General features: G+C 37.5%; 24 protein-coding genes. 18 read left to right on the forward strand and 6 right to left on the reverse strand.

Annotation, left to right across the window (positions count from 1 at the left end; translation table 11 throughout):
* Window positions 1–10 precede the first annotated feature (10 nt).
* The 13 genes from HOO54_RS03520 (at window position 11) to HOO54_RS03580 (ending at window position 13,420) form a co-directional block, all read left to right on the forward strand.
* The gene (locus tag HOO54_RS03520) at window positions 11–1,036 is read left to right on the forward strand and encodes a Gfo/Idh/MocA family protein (protein ID WP_172292622.1); all 1,026 of its coding nucleotides are present in this window, start codon (window positions 11–13) and stop codon (window positions 1,034–1,036) included.
* Window positions 1,033–2,163 (forward strand): DegT/DnrJ/EryC1/StrS family aminotransferase, encoded by a 1,131-nt coding sequence (locus HOO54_RS03525; protein ID WP_172292624.1) that lies wholly within the window; start codon window positions 1,033–1,035, stop codon window positions 2,161–2,163. Before HOO54_RS03520 ends, HOO54_RS03525 begins: the two co-directional genes overlap by 4 nt.
* A complete protein-coding gene (locus HOO54_RS03530; RefSeq protein WP_172292626.1) occupies window positions 2,163–3,290 on the forward strand; it encodes a DegT/DnrJ/EryC1/StrS family aminotransferase in 1,128 nt (375 codons plus the stop codon). Before HOO54_RS03525 ends, HOO54_RS03530 begins: the two co-directional genes overlap by 1 nt.
* Window positions 3,283–4,152, forward strand: a complete 870-nt coding sequence (locus tag HOO54_RS03535; RefSeq protein ID WP_172292630.1) for a sugar phosphate isomerase/epimerase family protein — start codon at window positions 3,283–3,285, stop codon at window positions 4,150–4,152. Before HOO54_RS03530 ends, HOO54_RS03535 begins: the two co-directional genes overlap by 8 nt.
* Window positions 4,145–5,455, forward strand: a complete 1,311-nt coding sequence (locus HOO54_RS03540) for a M20/M25/M40 family metallo-hydrolase (RefSeq protein ID WP_172292633.1) — start codon at window positions 4,145–4,147, stop codon at window positions 5,453–5,455. Before HOO54_RS03535 ends, HOO54_RS03540 begins: the two co-directional genes overlap by 8 nt.
* Window positions 5,452–6,576, forward strand: a complete 1,125-nt coding sequence (locus HOO54_RS03545) for an Ldh family oxidoreductase (RefSeq protein ID WP_172292636.1) — start codon at window positions 5,452–5,454, stop codon at window positions 6,574–6,576. Before HOO54_RS03540 ends, HOO54_RS03545 begins: the two co-directional genes overlap by 4 nt.
* Window positions 6,573–7,493 (forward strand): Gfo/Idh/MocA family protein, encoded by a 921-nt coding sequence (locus HOO54_RS03550; RefSeq protein ID WP_172292638.1) that lies wholly within the window; start codon window positions 6,573–6,575, stop codon window positions 7,491–7,493. Before HOO54_RS03545 ends, HOO54_RS03550 begins: the two co-directional genes overlap by 4 nt.
* A complete protein-coding gene (locus HOO54_RS03555) occupies window positions 7,490–7,882 on the forward strand; it encodes a DUF6917 domain-containing protein (protein WP_172292640.1) in 393 nt (130 codons plus the stop codon). Before HOO54_RS03550 ends, HOO54_RS03555 begins: the two co-directional genes overlap by 4 nt.
* Before the next feature lie 10 nt (window positions 7,883–7,892).
* Window positions 7,893–8,558, forward strand: coding sequence for a B3/B4 domain-containing protein (locus HOO54_RS03560; protein ID WP_172292642.1), 666 nt, complete (start codon window positions 7,893–7,895; stop codon window positions 8,556–8,558).
* Window positions 8,558–9,940 carry a nucleotide sugar dehydrogenase gene (locus HOO54_RS03565; protein WP_172292644.1) on the forward strand — a complete coding sequence of 461 codons (1,383 nt, stop codon included), beginning with the start codon at window positions 8,558–8,560 and terminating at the stop codon, window positions 9,938–9,940. Before HOO54_RS03560 ends, HOO54_RS03565 begins: the two co-directional genes overlap by 1 nt.
* A 25-nt stretch (window positions 9,941–9,965) precedes the next feature.
* Entirely contained in the window at window positions 9,966–10,895 is a 930-nt protein-coding gene (locus tag HOO54_RS03570) for a DMT family transporter (RefSeq protein ID WP_172292646.1), read from the forward strand.
* A 255-nt stretch (window positions 10,896–11,150) separates the two neighbouring features.
* Window positions 11,151–11,855 (forward strand): YjjG family noncanonical pyrimidine nucleotidase, encoded by a 705-nt coding sequence (locus tag HOO54_RS03575; RefSeq protein ID WP_172292648.1) that lies wholly within the window; start codon window positions 11,151–11,153, stop codon window positions 11,853–11,855.
* A gap of 212 nt (window positions 11,856–12,067) precedes the next feature.
* Window positions 12,068–13,420, forward strand: a complete 1,353-nt coding sequence (locus HOO54_RS03580) for an amino acid permease (RefSeq protein WP_172292650.1) — start codon at window positions 12,068–12,070, stop codon at window positions 13,418–13,420.
* Window positions 13,421–13,483: 63 nt separating this feature from the next.
* Here HOO54_RS03580 and HOO54_RS03585 read toward each other — a convergent pair whose 3' ends face one another.
* The 3 genes from HOO54_RS03585 to HOO54_RS03595 all read right to left on the reverse strand — a co-directional run bounded on the left by HOO54_RS03585 (window position 13,484) and on the right by HOO54_RS03595 (window position 17,688).
* On the reverse strand, window positions 13,484–14,659 hold the full coding sequence (locus HOO54_RS03585) for an erythromycin esterase family protein (protein ID WP_172292652.1): 1,176 nt from the start codon (window positions 14,657–14,659) through the stop codon (window positions 13,484–13,486).
* A gap of 10 nt (window positions 14,660–14,669) precedes the next feature.
* The gene (locus HOO54_RS03590; RefSeq protein WP_172292654.1) at window positions 14,670–16,397 is read right to left on the reverse strand and encodes an ABC transporter ATP-binding protein; all 1,728 of its coding nucleotides are present in this window, start codon (window positions 16,395–16,397) and stop codon (window positions 14,670–14,672) included.
* 142 nt (window positions 16,398–16,539) lie between these two features.
* Window positions 16,540–17,688, reverse strand: a complete 1,149-nt coding sequence (locus HOO54_RS03595) for a DUF5667 domain-containing protein (protein WP_172292656.1) — start codon at window positions 17,686–17,688, stop codon at window positions 16,540–16,542.
* A gap of 232 nt (window positions 17,689–17,920) precedes the next feature.
* Between HOO54_RS03595 and HOO54_RS03600 the strand changes: the two genes are divergently transcribed.
* Both HOO54_RS03600 and HOO54_RS03605 read left to right on the forward strand, forming a co-directional pair.
* Window positions 17,921–18,163 (forward strand): sigma-G-dependent sporulation-specific acid-soluble spore protein CsgA, encoded by a 243-nt coding sequence (locus tag HOO54_RS03600; protein ID WP_172292658.1) that lies wholly within the window; start codon window positions 17,921–17,923, stop codon window positions 18,161–18,163.
* Between the two features lie 17 nt (window positions 18,164–18,180).
* The gene (locus tag HOO54_RS03605; protein ID WP_172292660.1) at window positions 18,181–18,372 is read left to right on the forward strand and encodes a YbxH family protein; all 192 of its coding nucleotides are present in this window, start codon (window positions 18,181–18,183) and stop codon (window positions 18,370–18,372) included.
* Window positions 18,373–18,394: 22 nt separating this feature from the next.
* Here the strand turns inward: HOO54_RS03605 and HOO54_RS03610 are convergent, their stop codons facing one another.
* The 3 genes from HOO54_RS03610 to HOO54_RS03620 are packed head-to-tail and all read right to left on the reverse strand — an operon-like array spanning window position 18,395 to window position 20,712.
* Window positions 18,395–18,607, reverse strand: coding sequence for a hypothetical protein (locus HOO54_RS03610; protein ID WP_172292662.1), 213 nt, complete (start codon window positions 18,605–18,607; stop codon window positions 18,395–18,397).
* 24 nt (window positions 18,608–18,631) lie between these two features.
* Entirely contained in the window at window positions 18,632–20,512 is a 1,881-nt protein-coding gene (locus HOO54_RS03615) for a thioredoxin domain-containing protein (RefSeq protein ID WP_172292664.1), read from the reverse strand.
* Between the two features lie 38 nt (window positions 20,513–20,550).
* Window positions 20,551–20,712 (reverse strand): DUF255 domain-containing protein, encoded by a 162-nt coding sequence (locus HOO54_RS03620; protein WP_172292666.1) that lies wholly within the window; start codon window positions 20,710–20,712, stop codon window positions 20,551–20,553.
* A gap of 963 nt (window positions 20,713–21,675) precedes the next feature.
* Here HOO54_RS03620 and HOO54_RS03625 point away from each other — a divergent pair.
* Genes HOO54_RS03625 through HOO54_RS03635 form a run of 3 tightly spaced genes read left to right on the forward strand, consistent with a single transcriptional unit; the run spans window position 21,676 to window position 22,585 of the window.
* Window positions 21,676–21,888, forward strand: a complete 213-nt coding sequence (locus HOO54_RS03625) for a helix-turn-helix transcriptional regulator (protein WP_172292668.1) — start codon at window positions 21,676–21,678, stop codon at window positions 21,886–21,888.
* On the forward strand, window positions 21,885–22,289 hold the full coding sequence (locus HOO54_RS03630; protein ID WP_172292670.1) for a hypothetical protein: 405 nt from the start codon (window positions 21,885–21,887) through the stop codon (window positions 22,287–22,289). The genes HOO54_RS03625 and HOO54_RS03630 overlap by 4 nt, the downstream gene beginning before the upstream one ends.
* A gap of 14 nt (window positions 22,290–22,303) precedes the next feature.
* Window positions 22,304–22,585, forward strand: a complete 282-nt coding sequence (locus tag HOO54_RS03635) for a hypothetical protein (protein ID WP_253907602.1) — start codon at window positions 22,304–22,306, stop codon at window positions 22,583–22,585.
* The last annotated feature ends 253 nt before the right edge of the window (window positions 22,586–22,838 follow it).

A 22,838-nucleotide genomic window follows, 5' to 3' on the forward strand; every position in this document is an offset into this window, starting at 1 on the left:
GGGGATAACAATGCAGCAATCGTTAATTATCGGTTTTGGAAAGGCAGGTCGTGAGTTGCATTTACATTGTCTGCGTAAAGCCTATTCTGATCAGTCTCATCCCAGCCTCTTCGACCCCAAAATAGGTGTTGTCGATCCATATGTTAAGTCATCTGACTTTAAAAAAGAAGACATTCAGTTTTTTTCAAACATGGAGGAAGTAGATGGTTTTGATCCTAAAAACACTGTTGTACACATTTGTACTCCACCTGAAATGCATAATGAAACTTTAAAGCAAGTGGCTAAGTTAGGTTTTACGAAATGTATGATGGAAAAACCGCTTGCAACCAGCAAAGAAGAACTAGCAAGCATACATGAGTTGATTGAAAAGTTCTCCATTGACCTTTTAGTCGTTGCCAATTGGTTATCGAGCACATTAACATCTCAATTAGTCGATATTATTAAGACGAAAACATATGGACAGCTTTTGCATATGGTTGCAGAACAAAACAAGGCAAGATTATCACGGACGATGAGTAACCATAGCCATGGTAGTGCATTTGATGTTGAGATACCGCATCTTATGGCACTTGCTCTTTATTTAGGCGGGTCAGATGTTGAAGTTGTTTCAGCAAAAGTTGCTGATATGCATATCGGTAATCTTACAGTGCCACATATGGGGCAGGCTAATATATCTTTATTGCATCACAATGGTATGACATCTGAATTACTGTCAAACTTAAAAACTCCGATTCGTGAACGTTGTATCCGTCTATATTTTAAAGAACACAGGGTTGTAGGCTATTATCCAAGCAGTAAAGATGACAGTTACTCATGGATTAAAATATATTCAGCTTCAGGAAAACTTCTGGAAGAACGTGTGATGTATGATGATCCACTATCGGCTGTTTTCACAGAATATTATCAATATTTTGATGAATCTAAAGAAAAGCCAGTTAGTGATGCACAATTTAATTCGCAAATAGTTGAAGCTATTTGTCAAGCAAAAGAATCTTGCGGATTGATGTTTACTGAGAAAGATGAGGTGATATTATGAGTGTTCCTTTTTATACCAATCGAGAATCTTTTGAAAAGCAATGGCCGCTCATTTCTTCTAAGCTTGATGAAGTTCTTCATCAAGGACAGTTCACAAATGGCCCGATCGTGAGCGAATTAGAAAGAGAGATACAAGTGTTTACAGGTGCAAAACATGCTATTGCTGTTGGGAATGCAACAGAAGCTTTAGTGATTATGTTGAAAGCAGCAGGGATTGGATCTGGTGATGAAGTGATTGTCCCTTGTTTTTCTTTTTTTGCATCAGCCTCTAGCATAGCACATGTTGGTGCAGTACCTGTTTTTTGTGATATTGATCCAGTAACATACAGCATTAAAATAGCTGATCTTGAAAGCAAAATAACAAAGCGGACAAAAGCCATTATGCCGGTCCATTTATTTACCCAACTGGCTGACATGGCAGCTATTTGTGAAATAGCGGAAAAACATGATTTATTGATCCTTGAAGATAGTGCTGAAGCCATCTCAATGTTCAATGATGGGACTCATGCTGGTTTAATTGGAATGGCTGGTGTTCTGTCCTTTTTTCCTACAAAAACTCTTGGTGCAATCGGTGATGCGGGTATGCTGCTAACAAATGATGATGATATTGCACATCAAGCACGACTATTAAGGACTCATGGTCGAGAGGAAGATAGACCTTATATTCATCAAGTGATTGGTTATAACAGCCGTATGGATGATATTCAAGCAGCTGTCCTTCTTGTAAAGCTAAAATATTTACAAAGTGAGATTGCTAGACGTGCACATTTAGCCCGGCTTTATGATCAGTTGCTTGGTGAATTGCCACAGGTTCAGATACCGGTTATTAAAGAGCGGGAAGATACTGCAAATCCTGTTTACTATGTTTATTTAATTGAAGCGGAACAGAGAGATTCCTTAGTGACTTTTTTAGGGGAACATGGAATTGGTACAGAAACATATTACCCAACTCCATTACACACCCAACCTTGTTTTTCAGAATTAGGCTATAAATCAGGTAGTATGCCTCATGCTGAACGAGCATGCACTCGAACAGTTGGTCTACCAATGTATCCTGATTTAACAGAAATAAAGGTGCGAGAGGTTTGTGAGGTTATTCAAAAGTTTTACAAACAGGGGGTTGAATGATGAAAGTCCCATTTTTTAATTACCCGGCACGCTATGCAGAAGATCGTGAAACCATCAAAGATATAGTCTATCAAATCGGAACATCTGATGATTTCATCCTGAAAAAAAATGTATTGGAACTGGAGGGGAAAATACGCGACTATACTGGAGCGAAACATGCCATTGCTACATCAAATGGAACCAGTGCATTGACAATTATTTTACGTGCGATGGGAGTCGGTCCAGGAGTGGATGTGCTTACTCCAGCATTTTCTTTTATCTCAACGGCAAGCACAATTGTGTTATTAGGAGGACGACCCATATTTGTAGATGTCGATCCATTGACTGGAATGATGGATCCAAGTGATTTAGAAGCAAAGATTACTCCGCAAAGTAAAGTGATCATTCCAACGCACCTGTTTTCGGTCATGGCTGATATGTCGGAAATTCAGAAAATTGCCAAGAAACATCATTTATTGGTACTTGAAGACAGTGCTGTTTCTCTTGGAGCACGCATGAATGGTAAGATGGCAGGCATGTTAGGTGATGCAGGATTATACTCTTTCTTCCCAGCAAAACCACTTGGCGGTATAGGTGATGGGGCAATCATTGTGACGAATAACGATGAGCTTGGGAAGATGTGCCGGATGCTAAGAAATCATGGGCAGGATGGAATCAATCGTTTTCTCCATCATCACCTTGGCTATAATCATCGAATGGATGAAACGGTAGCTGCATATTTAGTTCACAAGCTAGGTCGATATGATCAATTGCTTGCACGGCGTTCGAAGATTGGTAGTGATTACAATGAAGCATTTAAAGACCTAAACCCGCAAATTCAAGTAGTCAATGAAACAACTTATGATCGTGTGTATTATACGTATGTTCTCCAAGTGGAGAATCGTGACAATTTTCGTCAGTTCCTGCATGAGAAAGGGATTGAAACACAGATTTATTACCCGCTTGCCTTACCATTACAACCGGCTTTTTCCTTTCTAAAGCATCAAGAAGGCGATTTTCCAGTGGCAGAAGGAATAGCTAAGCGTTCAATTGCTATACCGCTTTATGCAGAGATGCCAGACGAACATGTCGAGTATGTCGTGCAAAGTGTATTACAGTTTGTATCGGTTGTGAATGCACATGTCTAAACCTGCAAATGCGCTTTCAGGAATTAGTGATGAGGCTGGAGCATCAATCGATGTGCAAATCAAAGCCCATCTAAAGCTGGGTTGGAAAGAGATCGAGCTGCGTTCAGTAAATGGGATACCTCTATATCAACTAGATAGCTCTACATTTGAACAATTACGACATAAGATGTCGTTAGCCGGACTTAAAGTGACGGCTGTTGCATCAAGCATTGGCAACTGGGGAAGGTCGATCCATTCTCCATTTGCTGAAGATTTGGAAGAGCTTAAAATACTTTCAGACAGAATGAATCAACTCGGAGCTAAATATGTAAGAATCATGTCATATCCAAATGACGGGCTAATAGAAGAAGAGTGGCGTAACCGTGTGGTTGAACGAATGTATGCATTATCAATGCTTGCTGAGAAATCAGACATTGTACTACTTCACGAAAATTGTGCTGGTTGGGGAGGTATTTCACCAGAAAATTCACTCTATTTAATAGAAAAAGTGAATCACCCCGCACTAAGGTTGCTGTTCGATACTGGAAATGGGATTGCATACCGCTATAATGCTTATGAGTTCTTACAAAAAACATATCAATATGTAGAACATGTTCATATTAAGGATGGTCTATTGCAAAATGGGGAAGCTGTATATACATTTCCTGGGCAAGGACACTCTCAGGTAAAAGAATGCTTACAATTTTTAATAAACCATCATTACAAAGGAATTTTTTCCATAGAACCACATTTGCATCTGATCCCTCATTTAGGAAAAGGTGGGACAACAGATTCATTTATGGATTCATATATTGAATACGGTCACCATTTAGAGGCGCTTTTAGATGAACTATCGACAAAAGAGAGAATTCATCATGAGTAAACAGGTGTTCACAACAGATTATATCAATTTGCTGTTAGCCCTGCTCCATACCAATACGATCACACCGATGGAAACAGGGGAAAAATCTGAGACATTAAAGGCGCAACAATTATACGCAGATTATGCTTTAGGTCATTTTAATGGAATGTGTGACATTGTCCATCATGCATCTTCAGATCCCCTTGTACTTCAGTCAGAACATATTCCTCTCACTATTCGTGAGAGAGCTAAACAAATGGGACATCTATTTTGGGACAATCAACCTAACCTCGTTCTTCGATTTGGTAAGGAACGTTCTATAGAAGAGACGATGATGTTTAATTTTCATATGGATACAGTTGCTAATTTTTTACCTGTCACTTTTGACGGAAAGAAGTTTTGTGGGCGGGGAGCTGTTGATATGAAAGGTCCCGGTGTGGCAGTGTTAGCAGGTATTGAAGCAGCACTAAAACAAAAGGATGATCTGCTAGATGATCTTTCCATATTAGTTCAATGTGTATCAGGAGAAGAAGGTGGCGCTATGGGTGTATACGGCACCAAATCGTTAGTTGAACAAGGATATTTCGGCCGGTTTAATCTATTTGCAGAACCATCTGCCGGTGTTTACTTTGATCATTCTAGTACATCTATGACAGCACGAATAGATGTCAGTGGAAATGATTCAACAGATGATGCACCACATAACGGGCATAATGCGACACTACTTTTAGGATATCTATCACAATGGTTAATGAAACAATGGTCGACTCGAATTGAAGATCGAGGAGGAAAAATGTGTCTGGCAGGTGTTCATACCGGGCACATGCATAATAAAGTTTTTGGGACAGGGCAGCTCCTCATGAACTTTGCTTATGTAGAAAACAAAGATGGTGACCGCATCAAAAACTGGGTTGAAACAGAAATTGATCGGGCATTAACACATTTCAGGCAAGAATTTTCAGCGATTCCGACGGCCTTGTTGACGGTGAAAGAAGCACAGGATATATGTCGGTTAACCTGGATTAAACACGGTTTACCAGTGCTGAACAACCGTAGCTCAGAAATAGAACAATTTTTAAACCAGCTTGGATTCGTAAGAAACTCAGAGAAACAACTAAATCATGCTTTTACTTGTGATGCAATGTGGGCTCAGCGTTCAGATATTTATACAGTTGTTTATGGTCCTGGTAGCTTGAACAATAATAATGCACATGCTGAAGGTGAATTTATTACATTAAAAGAACTTGAGGAGTATTCGTCTAACATTGGGGATTTACTTGTTGCATACAGTAACCTACCGCTGAAGAAGGAGCTGAGAATATGAGCACTAACCATTTTGTGAACATCCAAAAAAACGATTTGCGTCGTTTTATAAAAGAGGTCTTTATTTCTCAAGGATTATTAGAAAAGCATAGTCAAACTGCTGCTGATGTACTATGTTATGCAGATGAGCATGGTTTTACTACACATGGCGTGACCAATTTAAGAAATGTCTATTTAGAACGTTTAATGGATAGGCGTATCAATCCGAAAGCGGAATTTTCTATAGCCGCAGAATCGCCTGGTACAGCTGTCATTGACGCTCATCATGGTCTAGGTTTAGTAGCTGGTGATTATGCTATAAATGTCGCTATTCAAAAAGCAAAAAAGGTCGGTGTCGGATGTGTAGTTGTTCGTCAAAGTTCTCATTTTGGCAGTGCAGGATATTATACAAATTTAGCGCTTAAAAACGGTATGATAGGAATAGCAATGACAAATCTTGGTTCCCAAACGATTGCCCGCCCTTTAGGTGGTTCAGTGAACATGATTGGAACCAATCCTATTGCCATGAGTGCACCTGCAAAAAAAGTACCACCTTTCGTCCTTGACATGAGTACCACCGTTGTTGCGACTGGAAAGATTAGAGATGCTCAACGTCGGGGAGAATCAATACCTGAAGGTTGGTTAATTGATGATTACGGTCAGCCGCAAACCGACCCCAATACATACTTCGAGGGCACCGGTCATCTTCAGATGCTTGGGGGAGCGCTAGCAACAGGAGGAGCAAAAGGGTATGGCTTAGGTTTATTGGTCGATATCCTTTGCGGTGTGCTTTCTGGCGCAAATGTAGGTCCAGATCCAAAAATATTGAAAGCAGGACAAAGTGATGAGCAATCAAAAAAAGATCAAAACATTGGCCACTTTTTTCTCGCATTAAATGTAGAAGCTTTTCGTCCTCTTTTAGAGTTTCAAGATCAAATGGATTCAATGCTAGAAACATTATTAAATTGTCCGACTACTTCTGATTCAAACCAAGTTGTTTATCCAGGATACTTAGAATCAATGAGAAAAAACCAATCTGAATTAGTCGCAATCGATAGAAGTGTTTTTGAAGATTTATCAAGATTAGGCAACCAATTTGATATCACTATACCTGAAACTGAAAAGGTGGTCACACACTCATGAGTCTACGAATTGGCATAATCGGCATGGGCGTTATTTCTAAATTTTATGTTTTTGCTTTACAAAACAAACTGAACAATCCTCTATTAACAGCAGTTTGTGACCTCAATGCTGAAAGATTGAAGAATTTTAATGATAGTGAAGTTTGGTGTTTCTCTCATTACCATGATCTATTAGCCAGAGAAGATATTGATGCAGTGATTGTAAATGTTCCAAATGATAAACATTTTGAAATATGTCGAGATGCTTTAAAAGCTGGAAAACATGTATGTTGCGAAAAACCATTGACTTTAACTATGGAAGAAGCTGAGGAACTGGTTGCTATTTCTCGTGAAATGAATGTTACTTTGTTCACAGCTTTTCATCGGAGATACAATCTTCATTTTGTTCAAGCGCTAGAGAAGTTGACGTCTAGAGAAGAGATTGCTGCTGTTCATGCTAGTTATTTAGAGTTGATTGAAGAACACGCAGGGGAAGATAAATGGTATCTGCAGCCAGAAAGATGTGGTGGAGGCTGTGTTGCAGATAATGGACCGAACGTATTTGATACACTCTCCTTCTTTTTAGGAAAAATGAGGGTGCAAGCTGCAAATATCATCCGTGATGAACATCATGTTGACATCAAAGCATATATTCAGTTAATTACTAATTCAGATATTAAAGTACATGTAGAACTTGATTGGGGTTATCTTCATGGTGAGAAAAAGGATGTTCTTATTATGTTAAAGAATGGTCAAAAGATATATGTCGATATGCTCGAAGGATTTCCTGAATTTAAGTCGTCTCTATACCATGAATATGAGCAAATTTTACTTGATTTCAAAAGGCAAATAGAGCTTGGAAATTGTCATGGAGAAGCAGGTTTAGATGCTGTCCGATTGGTACAAGAAACATATGAAACCGAGAATCTAAAAATATGAAGCTTGTAAATAAGCGAATTGTCAAAGGTGCATTTGTTAAATTACTATTTCATAAACAAAAGTACAGAGGGATGAGATTGATGGATTTCGAAACACGCTGTGTACAACAGGGTGAGATTCACGAGATCGTAACAACAACACACAAAAATGCTAAAAGTGGTGACACCATAGATGAAGTCGGCTTTCTTGGTTTTGCAGAAATGAACTGTGGCGGTGTGATTGAGCGTGGAGATCAAGTCATTATAAACAACAAGGTAATAGGTTATGTTTTAGGTTTTGATGATTGTCATTTTCCTAATCATTACAATGTTTTGATTGCTGTAGAACAAACAATGACGGCCGATGAACTCCATATCGCGGTTGAAAATGAAATTATTTTTGGAGGGTAGTGAAAGCCATATGTATCAAACCATTTCAATGTCAGACGAAGTTGAAAACAAGCTGAATGGGGTACAAGTTTTTGCTGTCAAACTTGACTTAGAACCCATAGATAACGAAAAGTTAGATTTAAAAGCTGATTGGAAGGTTCTACATGAAAAATGGAAAGGGAAAAGCAAGTCAGAAGTTGCACAAACAGAACGTATCATGGCTTATCAAGATTTTTATCAACAACTTGGCTTAAATACTAAAAAAACACCTCCTTCAGTCCAAAATTTAATTCAGCGATTTTTGATAAAGGAGGAGTTGGCTCGAATTCCTGAGATTCATCCGATTGTAGATGCAGTAAATATAGCCGCTGTTAAACATTTGATCCCCCTTGGCGTTTTTGATGCTGCCCAAGTTGAAGGAGATATTCGTTTAACTTTATCGAAAGGTGGAGAACGGTTTCAACCGATCGGTAGCCAAAATCCAGAAGAATTGGCTTCAAATATGTTGGTGTTAACAGATGATGAAAAAGTCCTTTCCCTGTTCTGTTACCGTGATAGTGAGAAACAAAAGATAACAGAAAAAACACGTTCGATATGGATTCTAGGCTGTCAAGTTCCAGGTGTTTCGGCTGAAGTTATCTTTCATGCATTAGATGCATCCCAGTCTTATCTCAGTCAAACATTTCATCTTAAATAATGAAAAATTGTGAGGTGGGAATATTGGATCTTATTGAAAAAATAAATTCAAGACAAGCAAATATTGGTATTGTTGGTTTAGGTTATGTAGGTCTACCTCTTTGTATCGCTTTTGCCCAAACTGGATTTCGAGTTACAGGAATTGACTTAAATCAAGAGAAAGTAGATATTTTAAATAAGGGCTATTCGTATATCACGGATGTGAAAGATGAGGATATTCAGTTTATAGTTGATAATGGTCACTTTAAAGCAACAACTGAATTTTCCTGCATGAGCTTTCTTGATGCCATCTGTATTTGTGTTCCAACACCATTGAACAAGAACCTTGATCCGGACCTTTCTGCAATTGAATATGTTGTTGACAAACTTAAAAAACATTTGAGACCTGGGACACTTGTGGTATTAGAGAGTACTACTTATCCTGGTACTACTGAGGAGCGAATTGAAAAAGCACTAGCTCTTACTGATCTGCATGCTGGAATTGATTATCACCTATGTTATTCACCTGAACGAGTAGATCCTGGAAACAAAAAGTACACCATTCTCAATACCCCAAAAGTAATAGGAGGTGTTACAAATAACTGTTTAAAGCTTGCAGAAACTCTTTATGGCACAATCGTAAATCAGATTTTTCCGGTCTCAACTCCAAAAGTTGCTGAAGTATCTAAATTATTAGAAAATACGTTCCGCAGTATTAATATTGCTTTTATTAATGAGATGGCACTAATGTGTGACTCCTTAGGTGTAAACATTTGGGAAGTTATAAAAGCAGCCTCTACTAAGCCTTTTGGGTTTATGCCATTTTATCCGGGACCTGGTATTGGCGGACATTGTATACCCCTTGATCCGATGTATCTGACGTGGAGAGCAAAAGAAGAGAATTTTTTTAGTCGCTTTATCGAACTTTCCCAAGATATCAACAGGAACATGCCAAAGTATGTTGTCGGAAAAATATCTGAATTGCTTAATGCTCAAAAGAAATGTGTAAATGGAGGAAGAATCTTATTGCTGGGAATGGCATATAAACCAGATGTAAACGATCACCGAGAGTCGCCCAGTTTAAATGTTTATGAACTTTTAAAAGAAAAAGGAGCCGTCATAACGGTTAACGATCCATTTTGTGATCATATTTTAGATGTTAATGATCAGCAAATCAACATTCAAACAGAGATGAACTATGAAGAACTTTGTCACTACGACTTGATTGCGCTCCTTACTGCACATTCCACTTATGATTTCAAAAGAATTGCTGAATCCGGAGTGCCAATCTTAGATACTCGGAATGCTTTTAATGGATTGAACACACCTCATGTGACATGTATTGGCGACGTCCTCAAAGAGGCCGGTCCTGTCATATCAGAAACGGTGCTTGCTGGCGGGTGAATTGGCTCCGTATAGGAGGAATCAAATGAAACATCAGGTAAAAGCTTATCTAGCAATGGCAATTGCGATGACGACAGTTGGTAGCTCTTTTGTCATTGGAAAATGGATTTTAAATGACTTTCCCATATATTTAGCTTCGGGAATCCGTTATGGAATTGCTGCGGTATTACTATTAATATTTCTTTATTTGACGGAAAAACCTTTTCCGAAGATTTCAAAAAGTGATTTATGGACTCTCTTTATGTTGGCATTGACAGGTGTATTTGGCTTTAGCGTATTATTGCTTTACGGTTTAAAGTACACGACAGCAACAGAAAGTGGCATTATCACTAGTACTACTCCAATGGTCATTTGTTTCATATCATTTATGTTTTTAAAAGAAAAGTTATCTCGTCATCAATGGCTTGGGATATTGTTAGCTGTATGCGGGATTTCGGTTATCCACTTGTTAAGCGGTGAATCTCATGAAGTCATTCCAGGTGTTCCTAAGTGGATAGGAACAATCTTAATATTTGGTGCTGTTGTAGGCGAGTCATTATTTACGATATTCGGTAAGGTACTCTCTGGGAAACTGTCTGCTTTATGTATTGCAACCTTTGCTACGTTAATGGGGTTCTTCATGTTTTTACCGTTTGCAATTTATGAGGCACTATCGTTCGATTTTACTCAACCAACAATGACCAGTTGGCTCAATATCATTTATTATGCAGTGATTGTGACAGTTGTCGGCTTTGTGCTTTGGTATTATGGCGTTTCTAAAGTTCCTGTCAGTACATCGGCAGTATTTACTGGAATTATTGCTGTATCTTCCCTTCTGCTTTCATATATTTTTCTGAAAGAAACCATTCAGTGGGGACATTTTGTAGGGATTGCTTGTGTATTACTGGGAATTATCGCGACAACTCGGCCAGACAAAACACAATTGCAAGAAAAATCCCCCACAATTAAAAGCTGAATCGTTCATTAGAGAGGGGTTTCTGGAAAAACCCCCTCTCTTTTTAAAACACTTAAACCAAAGGATAACGGTCCAAATCAATAGATAATCAGTTTAGCTTTTTGAAATCACACGACAGTAAACAAATACCTTTTATTTCATTTCTTGAAGGTCTCTCTAGGGTTAGTCATCTTTCCGTTAACTAAGCATGGAGAGAACACTTTGCCTCTACAAGTGTGTATACTTAAATCAACAAACAAAAAACGGAGGCAACCTATGAAACAGTATCGGACATTATTTTTTGATGTAGATCAGACACTTTTAGATTTTAGTGCAGCGGAGGATTCAGCGCTGCACATGCTTTTTGAGCAGCAAAACATAGCTTTTACAAAGGAGATCGAATCAGATTATAAAAAGGTGAACCATAGATTATGGAGGGCGTTCGAAGACGGAGAAATGGATCGTGATGAAGTGGTCAACACTCGCTTTTCTCTGTTATTCAAGGAGTATGGCATTGATGTTGATGGAGTTTTACTAGAGAAGCAGTATCAGAGTTTCCTTGAGAAAGGGCATCAATTAATAGATGGAGCTTTTCAATTGATTGAAAACTTAAAAGATCAATATGATTTATATATCGTGACGAACGGCATTTCTAAAACACAGTATAAACGTTTGCATGATTCAGGATTGTATCCGATGTTTAAAGATATTTTTGTTTCAGAAGACACCGGTTACCAAAAGCCGATGAAGGAATACTTTGATTACGTGTTTGCGCGGGTTCCGCATTTTAGAAAAGAACAAAGCCTGATTATCGGGGACTCTTTAACAGCGGACATCAAAGGGGGTCAATTGGCAGGAGTTGATACGTGCTGGATGAACCCTAGTCTGAAACCTCATCATATCGACATTGTTCCTACATATCAAATTCAAAAACTGGCTGAGTTGTATCAAATTCTAGACCGTAAGGCAGACGCATCTTAAAATCAAGATGCGTTTTTTTATTTTATATCAATATAGTGCTTAGCCATCATTTAATCTCTTAAAAAAGTGTTCTTCTGAAAAAACAATTGTATATTATGAAAAAATTTATTATGATAAAATAAGTTAATTGGAAATTATATCATAAGTTTTCAGATTTTTATCACTACTTAAATAGAAAAAGGAGTCCCCTTTTACTTAGAGGAGGAAGAGAAGTGGCTAACAAAGAACTGAAGAGGGGTTTGGGAGCACGCCATATTCAGATGATTGCTTTAGGCGGTACAATCGGTGTTGGTTTATTTATGGGATCAGCCAGCACGATTAAATGGACTGGTCCGTCTGTTCTACTTGCTTATGCAATCTGCGGAATCTTTATCTTTTTTATTATGCGTGCAATGGGAGAAATGTTGTATGTGGAACCTAGTACGGGTTCATTTGCGACATTTGGTCATCAATATATTCACCCGCTTGCTGGCTATTTGACAGCGTGGAGCAACTGGTTTCAGTGGGTAATCGTCGGGATGTCAGAGATTATCGCCGTTGGGGAGTATATGCAGTATTGGTTCCCTGATCTGCCTGCATGGATACCAGGGATTATCGCGATGGCAATCCTTGGCGGTGCTAATCTGATTTCCGTTAAATCGTTTGGAGAATTTGAGTTTTGGTTTGCCATGATTAAAATCATTACGATTGTTTTAATGATTATCGCTGGATTTGGTTTGATTTTCTTCGGTTTTGGCAATGGCGGGCATGCCATCGGTTTGTCAAATCTTTGGTCACATGGAGGTTTCTTTACAGGAGGCTTTACAGGATTCTTCTTTGCATTATCTCTTGTCATCGCAGCCTATCAAGGAGTTGAACTGATCGGGATTACAGCCGGGGAAGCAAAAGATCCGCAAAACACGTTAAAAAGTGCTATTCAAAGTCTCATCTGGCGTATTTTAATTTTTTATATCGGTGCCATTTTTGTCATCGTTACAGTTTACCCTTGGGATGAACTAAACACATTGGGAAGCCCGTTTGTCTCAACATTTGCGAAAATCGGAATTACTGCAGCAGCTGGTATCATTAACTTTGTTGTGATTACTGCAGCTATGTCAGGCTGTAACAGCGGTATTTTCAGTGCAGGACGTATGCTTTATACTTTGGGTGTCAATGGACAAGCGCCAGCAATCTTTAAGAAGATTTCCCGAAATGGTGTACCATTGTATGGAACCATTGCTGTGCTAACTGGTTTAGTAGTCGGTGTTGTTTTAAATTATATTTCACCGCCGAACATCTTTGTCTATGTATATAGTGCCAGTGTCCTACCAGGGATGATTCCATGTTTTGTGATTTTAATTAGCCATATCGGTTTTAGAAAGGCGAAAGGGGCTGAACTTGACAATCATCCGTTCAAAATGCCATTTGCGCCTGTTACAAACTATTTAACGATTGCCTTTTTACTCATGGTTTTAGTTGGAATGTGGTTCAACGATGATACGCGTGTATCTTTAATTGTTGGGGTTGCGTTTATGGCGGTGATTACTGCTAGTTATTATCTATTTAGAATTGGCAAGCGTGTTTAAAAATTCAGTACTGAGCCTGATCATGAAAAGCTCCCCAAAAAAATAGGGGAGCTTTTCAATTGCTCAAATATACGCTGGGGGAGTGACGCTCTTCACTAGAACAAGGCCATCATATTGTTCAGAAGGTCTTATGGTCATTTCTCCAAGACCTCCATCCATTGCAGTGATCGTGTTGTGAATCCACATTGAATCACCATGATTTGGAGGACTCGTGAGATCAATAAAGGAAATGGGTAAATGAGTTGAAGCCATATATTGTTCAATGCTGTGTTCGGGTGGCTTTTTCACTTCGTATACTTCTCTATTATTGTGAGCGACCGATCCTTCATACATAAACATGCCGATGATGTAAGACTGCGTTTTAATTGACTCAGGCAAATAGGAGCCGATCGAACGAAAACCAATGATATTTTTAATGTTTTTTGCAATGTGACCATTGTGTGCCCAGATGATTACTTTTTCGTCAGGGTGCATGTTTGTCACATACCATTTAAGATTATCAGCCATTGCTTGATCACGAATTTTTAATGTTTTTCTCATACCATGGGAAAGCATTGAAATAAAGTCGATGCGATTAACAATGACCCGTCTGATGATTTGAAAATAACTCGTTTCTGGTATATGGTTTGCGATTTCTTCTTCATGCTGATCTAGAAAGCTCAGTAATTCTTTATACGCATCCTTGAGTGTTCTGCATGTTCTTACGTTCCTTCTGTAGAAAGGTAAAAAATAGGCTCGTCCTTTTTTTTCTTTATATAGTGCTAAAACGTCATTCTCCATTGTCCAGACTTTCTCTGAATAAGGCTGATCAAGTTTAGCAATCATATCGACCAATTTTTTCGAAAATATCAATTCCCTAGAGGAGAATTGTATATCAATCCCGCTTAAATGGAGATGAGATTTTTTCATGTACTTAAAAAGCTCTAGCACCTCTTCGGTATGCCAAACTGGAAAAATGGTCTTCTTCATGACCTTTTCTGGTTCCAATGTTTTCTCAAAGTCATTAAAATAACTGCACTCACCTAAACCGCTCTCAAAGAGAATATGATTGAATCCAAGCTGTTCATGAAGATATTGAATCATTCGAACTTTTAATTGGCTATGTTGGGCAACTCCATGACCATTTTCACCTAGAAAAACGATTCTTTTATTTTGTAAGTATTGATCTAAAAATGAGAACGATTCTAATTGATCATTGATTTCATGAAGGTGGTCTTTTGTCCACTGTTCTTGATTCATCGATATCCCCCTATGTTAACTGCTGTTCAGCAAACTCATGATATAAAGGGTGTGAAGCTGCTAATTCATGATGACACCCGATTCCTGTGATTCTGCCTTTTTCGATAAAAATAATTTTATCTGCATTGATAATCGTTGATAAGCGGTGGGCGATGACAAAGGTAGTCCGTCCTTCCATCAGTCTTGTCAACGCTTGTTGGACAATTCTTTCTGATTGACTATCAAGGCTTGCTGTTGCTTCATCCATCATCAAGATTTTTGGATCCCGTAAAAAGGCACGAGCGATCGCAATTCGCTGCCGCTGTCCTCCTGATAGCCTCACACCACGCTCACCAACTTTCGTTTCAAGTTGATTGGGAAATTGTTTTATAAACGTATCAGCAAAAGCCATTTCTGCTACTTCCCATAGTTTTTGATCATTAACCTCATGATCTAATCCATAGCAAAGGTTCTCCCTAATTGTTCCGGCCATCATTGGGCTGTCTTGTGACACATAACCGATTTGGCTCCGCCAAGACTTCATTGATAGCATTTGAATGGGTGTATCACCAATTTTAATCACTCCAGCATTTGGTTCATAAAAGCGCTCCAGTAAAGCAAACATCGTCGTTTTGCCGCCACCGCTTGGCCCTGCAAACGCAATCATTTGTCCAGGCTCAACATGAAATGATATATCATGTAAAACGGGTTCATCATCACTATAGGAAAAAGAAAGATTCTCAACATGGATCGGTTGATTTGTAATATCCACGTCAATTCCTTGGTTTCCTTGTTCTTCATCTATATTTAAAATCTCAATGATCCGTTTTGTTGCTCCTTTTGCTTTTTGAACTTGGGTAAAGAACATTGTAAAGGATGTGATTGGTATAATGATTTGAAACAGATAAAGCAAAAATGCGACAAGAGAGCCGGTTGTCATTGTGCCGTCAGAAACACGAATTCCGCCATAACTGATAATCATCACAATCACGACCATCACGATAAGATGCATGAGCGGTGTAACAAGCGCAAAAATACGCGCTTCTTTGAGACCAAATTCGAATAGTTTTAAAATACCTACATTTCCTTTTGTTTTTTCTGTCTGTTCTGCATTGGATGCTTTCATTAATCTAATTTCACTTAATGTTTGTTGAACATTCCCAGAGAATGTAGCCGTTTCATCTTGTAAGCCTTTAGAGATTTTCTCCATTTTTCTGCCTAGCGGAATCATGATAATAGTTGTAACCGGAACAGCAATAAGCATCAGAAGTGTCATTTTCCAATCCATTATCAGTAAAATAGTAATTGAGCCAATGATGGAGATCATGCCTGTGATAAATTGCGGGAATTGATCGGAAATTAAACCTTTAATGATCACCGTATCATTAACGACACGGCTGACGGTTTCACCACTCGTTTTTTGATCAAAGTAACGAACAGGCAGCCGCAGTAATTTAAACCACATTCGTTCTCTTAAAGACGAAACCGCTTTTTGCCCAACATATGAGAGCAAATAGGTTGAAAAGCCATCACAAACTGCTTGGATAATAAAGACGATCGCGATGATTCCGGCTAAGGCCAAAGTAATGGAACTGGCCGAAAAGTCATCAACCATTTTCCTAGTTAATAACGGGATTGATAGTTCAACTAATGTGGTGACAAGGCTTGTGCACAGACCAATTGCTAGTGCTAATTTAGGGATGTTCATTGAGAGAATGAATGAATAGAAGGATTGTTGACTACTTTTTTCTGTTTTCATGTTAAATAACCCCTTAATTCAAAATATGAAGCAGAAACTATAGAACTAGTATTTTATTGGTAATCACTCCTTCTTATACCATATTATCCGTAGGAATTTCAAGAAAAAAGAGCAGGCTATAAATCGCCTGCTCATGCGGAAATTACTCTTGATGATCTTCTTGGTCTTTTGCTTCTTTCTGTTTTTGTTTTTTCAGAGCTTCACGTTGTTTTTCTTGAGCCTTTTTAGCTTGCTCAGCTCTTTTTTCTGCTTTTTCACGTTGTTTTTCTTGAGCTTTTTTTGCTTGCTCAGCTCTTTTTTCTGCCTTTTCACGTTCTCTTTCAGCCTGTTTTTTCAGAGCTTCACGTTGTTTTTCTTGAGCCTTTTTTGCTTGCTCAGCTCTTTTTTCTGCTTTTTCACGTTCTCTTTCAGCCTGTTTTTCGCGTTGTTTTTCAATCGTGTTGGCAGGTGTTGTGTCTTTGTCTTCTTTAACATCAGCTTCATCTTTATTGTCTTGATCTTGACGATCTTCATCTAAAGAATCTTTGACAGCTTCATCAGCCTCTTCACTGATATCTTTCACCGCTTCATCTTGCTCTTCTGCTAACTCTTTATCAATTTCAGCAAGTTCATTTTTATATTCTTGTTCATCAATTTCACCAGATTTTAATTTTTCTTCAAGTTCAGAACGTTTTTTCTCAGCCTTTTGCTGCTTTTCTTCTAACTTGGCTATTTTTTTGTTGATTTTCTTTTCCAGTTTTTCTTTTGCTTTTACAATATTTTTTTGAAGTGCTTCTTTTGCTGTTGGGTTTTCAATTTTATTTAATGCTGCTTGTAGTGCAAGTACATTAGAAGCGAATTTTTCTTCTAGTGATGCTCGAATGTTATCAATAGACACTGGTTCTTTTGTATCAGTATCTTTGTTTTCTTGATTCGCTGTTTGATCTTCTGCTTCCTCTTTGTATTTTTCTAATGCAGCCTCTTGTTGTTCAAGGGCTTTTTCAAGAACTTCATGAGCCAAAGATTCTTCTCCCTGTGCAAGTAATGCTTCTGCTTCTTTAATACGTTCTTCGGCAAAAGATGCTAATAGTTCAGCCTCTTTTACGCTGTCAAATGTTAAAGCAAGCTGAACATTTTCTTTTAGTTTTTTTGCGAAATAAAAGAAATCTCCAGGTAGAAGTGAGGGAGCATCTGCTGTTGTGCCAGTTTCCTGATTTACCGGTTGTTCATCTGCAAAGACTTGACTTGTCCCTAATCCAAAAGTGAGACCTAAAACAACAAGGAGTGTTACAAACTTTCTGAATAATCTCATGAAATCCCTCCATATCGTATTGTCACATCCTGTATTTGGATGTTTAATGAATACAAATACCTATTTGATGTTATTATATATTGAATACAAAAGAATAAATAGTATAAAATTTTAATAAAATTGTTATTTTATGCTTATTTTTAAAAGAATAATAGTTAAACGATCAATTTCAAAATAGATGAATGAATTGTGTCCGATTGACTCAAGCTATAGAAAAAAAGGAGAGCGACCAATGGATACAACATTAGGTTATTTGCGTGAGTCACTGTCAAATCATCTTCAGCATGATATAGGACGGAGTATTTATAAAAAACTTAAACATTATGCCAATGAGGAAGAGTTTGCCCAACATTTAAGTCAGCGAGAAATGTCGTTTTTGAATCAGGTATTGAAACATGAAATGAATTATGTTAAAAATGAGCAAGATGATGAACGGTTAAGACAATTAAATGAAATATATGAACTGCTGTTTTGAAGGGTGGACAGATAAAAATGGGAGCGATCGAGCGAAACGGTTATACGTTTGAACCCGAATATAGTGTGACAAGGCAAAATGGAGCCATCCATGTTTATAGACGTGGACAATTTGTCGAGGAAATTCGATTTGGTTTTGAAGGTGAGTTTCCAGAGCACGATTTGATTGAAGAATTGGTGAATCATTATTGCTATGAGAACAAAATATAAAGAGCTGCCGAGATGTGGCAGCTCATTTTTTTTGCTGATCATAATATTGAACCGGATAGGCTGAGCCTTCTGATACCATTTTGTTGTCTTCAATATCTTCAGGTGACGGGTTTCCTGCTTTATGAATCGGAAGCGATTTTTCCGCTTTCTTCATATATTGTTTTAGCAAATAGGAAGTGAGTCCGACCGCCACTGTGGAAACAACAAGACTAGACATGATGGTTTTTCTTTTCATCAGCACTGCCCCTTTCCAAATGTTTTAATCGTTTTTCCCGTTTCCTCGATTGATTAAACGTTCCAGTACTTCGTCTATGTTTGTCGTTGGCTGCTGACAGGCAAAATTTTCACAAACATAGACGGTTGTTTTGTCTTCAATGGAATGATAGTCTGTTGCAAATTCGGCAATCCCTTGAAAATCGTTTGGTGTTTCGGCAACAAGAATCGCATATTGTGGTTGAAATGCTTGCTGTAATGCTGTGATGATCGTCTGCCTGTTTTGATCATTTTGTTTTCCGAGAATAACAATTTCTTTTTGCGGCATGACATGGCTTAATAAACTTTGGAGAAAGTTTGTATGACCGTTTGGATATGATAAGACATCTCCATGAAATGCGGAATACATTTTTGTAACTTGATCAATCAATGACAGATCACCTGTCAACCGTCCCAATCGTAAGAGCTGCACGGCTGCTACACCATTTCCAGAAGGTAAGGCACCATCATAGATTTCTTTATCCCGTACGATTAAATTCTCCGCATCATGGCCTGTAAAATAAAACCCGCCACTTTCCTTGTCTAAAAACAGATTCAACATGCCCGCCGACCATTGTTTGGCTTTCTGCAAATAGCTTAAATCGAAGGAAGCTTCATACAATTCAAGATAAGCCCAAAGCAAAAATGCATAGTCATCAATAAACCCTTTATTTTTCACTTCACCATCACGGTAGCGAACCATCAGGCGACCGTCTTTGACTAATTCGTTTTCGATAAAGGTAGCAGCGGTTACTGCCATTTTCATATAGTCAGATGACTGAAACACTTTTGCTGCTTTGGCGAGACCCGCTATCATTAAGGCATTCCATGATGTAAGGACTTTATCATCCACATGAGGGTATACGCGTTCTTGTCGTTTTTTGAAAAGCTTTTGTCTTGCTACTTCAAGTTTGTTGTTTAGTTCCTCATCAGTCCTATTACCACGAAAATGAATCAGGTTGGGAATATTGTGTCCCTCAAAATTTCCTTCAGCTGTGACGTTATAGGTTTGACAGTAGAGTTCACCGAGATCATTTCCTACTGTTTCGAGAATGTCTTCTTTTGACCAGACGTAATATTTGCCTTCAACACCTTCTGTATCTGCATCAAGGGCTGAATAAAAAGCACCTTTGTCATTGGTCATTTCCCGCTTGATAAACGTAATGATCTGTTCAGATATTGTTTTATACCGTGGGTTTTTTGTCACTTGATAGGCCTCGGTGTAAGCCATTAATAATAAAGCGTTATCATAAAGCATTTTTTCAAAATGGGGAACAAGCCAACTGTGGTCTGTCGAATAGCGAGCAAACCCATAGCCAATATGGTCGTAAATCCCTCCATCTGCCATACTGTCCAGCGTCTTTGTGACCATATGTAAAGCTTTTTCTTCAGCGCTGAATCGATAGTAGCGAAGCAGAAAGGTCAGCATGTGTGGGATTGGGAATTTTGGCGCACTGCCAAACCCGCCGTATTCAGCATCAAAGCTCTTATTAAGCTGTTCATATGTCCGTTTCAAAACTCCTTCATCAAGTGAATCACCAGCAGTACTTTTCGCTTTTATGCTCAACTGTTTAGTTGCATTGTCAGCAACATCTTCAACATGGTCACGGCTTTTTGTAAACGTATCTGAAAGATGTTCTAAAACTTCAATAAACCCCGGACGATTATACCGACTTGTCTTCGGAAAATAAGTGCCTGCATAAAACGGTTTCTGTTCAGGCGTTAAAAATACATTTAACGGCCAACCGCCCTGACCGGTCATCATTTGACAAATGGTCATATAGATTGAATCAACATCAGGTCGTTCCTCACGATCAACTTTAATTGAGACAAATTTTTCATTTAAAAGGTCTGCAACTTCTTGGTCTTCAAAGCTTTCATGGGCCATGACGTGACACCAGTGGCATGTGCATTAGAGTAACCAAACTAGCTATACCCAATAGATACGAGTACAGGCTTGTTCTCGCGTTTCGCTTTGTCAAATGCTTCTTCTCCCCAAGGGAACCAGTCTACAGGATTGTGGGCATGTTGAAGTAAGTATGGAGATTTCTCAGCGATTAATCTATTGGGTTTATCGTTAGTTGGCATGGGATCACCTTCTTTCTATACAATAATTTCTTTGTTTAACTTACCACATTGGAATAAAAAAATACCGCAAGTGTAAAAGGAAGTTATCAGAAATTTTTAAAAAAGTTAATTTTAAATTCTTAAGAACTTAAAATTCATAACTATAATGTTATTTTGGAGGAATTTAGTTTTTGAATCGCAGAAAAACTTTTCCTGTGATATTTTCTTTTTGCTCTCTTTTCCCTTAAATACTTGTGCATTTTTAAGACTAAGTATTTCTCTTTTTCGCTGCCCTAACAATTACATAATTTGCTATCGTATAATTCCTCAATATGCTCCTTCAAACGCTTCAACTCTGAAGAGTAACTGATTGCAACATTTTGGTATAATTTTTTTTCTTCATCCAGACAAGAATCAATACACTTTGATATTTGGAGTAGCTCTGCTTTTATTTTGTTTATTTTGGTCAAGTCAAATTCCTTTTTTTATCCCCTTGTTCATCTTTTGATAAACAATTCTATTTAATCCAACGATCTTATGTTTATTGTCTATAACTGTTAGAGGTGTAAATTGATAACCATTCTTTTTAAAATTCTATCAATGCTTTTTTATCATTAATTAAGTCTTTTTCCTCAAAGTCGATATTGTGTTTATGAAACCATTTTTTTAACTTCTTAAACGGTTCACACAAGGGATTAGTGTATATAATTACTGTTTTCCTCATTTTTTTAATATTCCTCCTTTAGCCTCTCACTCGCCCGTATGTTCTTAAAGGGAGCCAATGGGCAATTACTATTTTTGCTTGGTTTACGCAACAACCTTGTAATCTCTTTAAGTAAAAAATGAAAACAGGAGTTTTAAATCCATGGAGAAAAAGATAATCCTCCATGGATTTTTTTTAACTCTTTACATGACGTTAAGTATACTATACAATGTGTTTGAGTATAGTATACTATACACATGAATGAGGTGGTAACACATGTTATGAGAAACAATACACAAAACAAAATTCGTGAATATAGAAATAAATTTGGTTTTACCCAACAACAATTGGCATCAGAAGTTGGTGTAACTCGCTTAACCATTATATCTATTGAGAAAAGAAGATATGAACCCACAGTTGGGCTGGCAATAAAAATAGCTACTTTTTTTGGTTGTAAAGTTGAAGACTTATTTACTGTGGAGGAGGAAAATTGAATTACTTACACGGATTTTTATTAAGATTAGCGGTTTCATTGCTATTTATGATTTTTTCGTTCAGTGCATGGAAAAGTTCAGATGCTTACTTGGCAAATTTCATCTTTCCTTTTCTATTTATAATACTTATAACAATGTTGATCATTGACTTTATTAACTTAAAAAAGCGCAATCTTAAAGTTGTCGATGAAAACAAAGAAATAGATGAAAGATCATTGAGGAATCATTATAAATCTGGTTATTATGCGTTTTGGATGAATCTTATTTTTTTAGGAGTCATATTCTATTTCTTTAATGGTTACTCAATATTTTTGAGTGAAGTGGATTTTTTTGCAATATTAGGATTGGTGAATTTCCTTCTTTACTATATTTTGATTATTTATTTTAAATTTTTTAAGTGAAAGGAGTTTTTTTCTTGAAGGGCTTAAACTTTATGAATTTTATATCTCTATTGATTCCTTCATTTTTAACAATTTTAATTCTTAATTTTTTCTTTGAAATAGTACCTTTAGAAAAAATACAAGGGTTGCCATTGGTATTTCCACTATTTCTATGTCCAATTGCAGCAGTATTCGGTTTTGTTTCTTATAGATTGAAGAAAGATAAACTTTCTCAAATAGGAATTATTTTTAACATCCTTCTCTTTATATTCCCAATTGCATATAACATAATTGGCACTCTGCTTTTTGGTGCCTGACTATTCCTGAATGAAATTTTTGGATCAAACGATATCATGGCTTCTAATATGTCATTTTACACAGACAGTTGGAAGCCATTAATTTTACGATTTTGATCTATTCATACTGCTTGTATTTTTTTATAATTTCAACAGTCCATTGCCTTGAATCCTACTTGTATATCCAGTTAATTTAATTGATTGGGATAGCAGGTGATTTTTTATTGTTTTTACCTTCACTGGAATATTATTGCTTCTCCAGATGCTGTTATAA

The sequence above is a fragment of the Bacillus sp. WMMC1349 genome (genome assembly GCF_013155385.1).
Classification (GTDB): Bacteria; Bacillota; Bacilli; order Bacillales; family Bacillaceae; genus Bacillus.